Source organism: Actinoplanes sp. NPDC048791, assembly GCF_040650095.1.
GTDB lineage: Bacteria > Actinomycetota > Actinomycetes > Mycobacteriales > Micromonosporaceae > Actinoplanes.
This window is the reverse complement of sequence record NZ_JBEZGQ010001755.1, coordinates 1-1,022: the sequence shown is the minus strand read 5'-3', so window position 1 is coordinate 1,022 and position 1,022 is coordinate 1. Positions and strand designations below refer to the sequence as shown.

Here is a 1,022-nt window from a genome sequence, read left to right as displayed (position 1 = left end):
GAGCTGACCGCCACCCGGTCGTCGACCTTGGTGACCAGCACGTCGTCGCGGTAGACGGCGTCACGGAAACCCGCCGTGCCGGGCCGGGCCCACGAGCCGTCGCGGCGCTGGAAGCCCTCGGCGACGAACAGCACCCGGGGCACCGCGGCGAACGCGGCGGCCAGCTCGGGCGTCAGCGGGGCGCCGTTGCGACGGAGCTGCTCCACGAAGCGTCGCCGCAGGTCAGTCACCCCACCACCGTACGGCTGCGGCGGCCGCGGCGCTCAGTCGCGCCGGCACGTCGGCCCGGTGGTACGGCCACTCGGCGGGCTCGATCCGGTCCAGGAACTCGGCGTACAGCGCGGCGGAGCGCAGCTCGGCGACCGGCCTGATCAGGTCGAGGACCCGCTCGGGGTCGGCGCCGGGCACATCCGAGCGCCACCGCTGCGCCCACTCCTGCAGCACCTTGCCCGGCTCCTCCAGCCCTTCGCAGAGCCGCAGGATGTCGTACGCCGGATGGGCGACCGTGGAGTCACCCCAGTCGACGATCACCCGGGTCTCCCCGTCGGCGCGTACGTTGCCGGGATGCAGGTCGCCGTGCACCAGGGTGTCGGGCAGTCCGCAGGCCTCGATCGCGGCGATCCGCCCGGGCAGCGCGTCCAGCACCGCCGCCAGCCCGTCGATCTCGTCCAGGAACGGCTCGGCCACCCGGACCAGCCGGTCGATGTCGAAGCGCCGGTCGGGCACGCCGGCTGCCAGCAGCTCGTCGACCCGGCCGGCGAAGTGCACCTGGGCCGGGTGCCAGTCGGCGGCGACGGCCGCGCAGAAGTCCTCGCCGGCGTCGTACCGGTCCTCGCCGGGCACGTGGTCCAGCACCATCCGGCCCGGGGCGGCGGACGCCAGCACCGTGGGCACCAGCCCGGGCTCGAAGCCGGCCAGCAGCGCCAGCACGGCGGGTTCGTGCGCGAACATCCGCGGGACCTGCTTGAGCCAGGCCACCGGGGTGCCGGCGGCGTCGAAGTGCCAGATCATGGACAGGTTCC

At 74.8% G+C, this 1,022-nt stretch carries 1 protein-coding gene and 1 pseudogene; both read right to left on the bottom strand.

Annotated elements, in window-relative coordinates:
- A pseudogene (locus AB0C29_RS50215) lies at positions 1–230 on the bottom strand (methyltransferase); the annotation flags it as partial.
- The coding region (locus AB0C29_RS50210) for an aminoglycoside phosphotransferase family protein (protein ID WP_360835706.1) at positions 223–1,022 on the bottom strand (800 nt) is incomplete at its 5' end. The gene AB0C29_RS50210 and the pseudogene AB0C29_RS50215, both read right to left, overlap by 8 nt.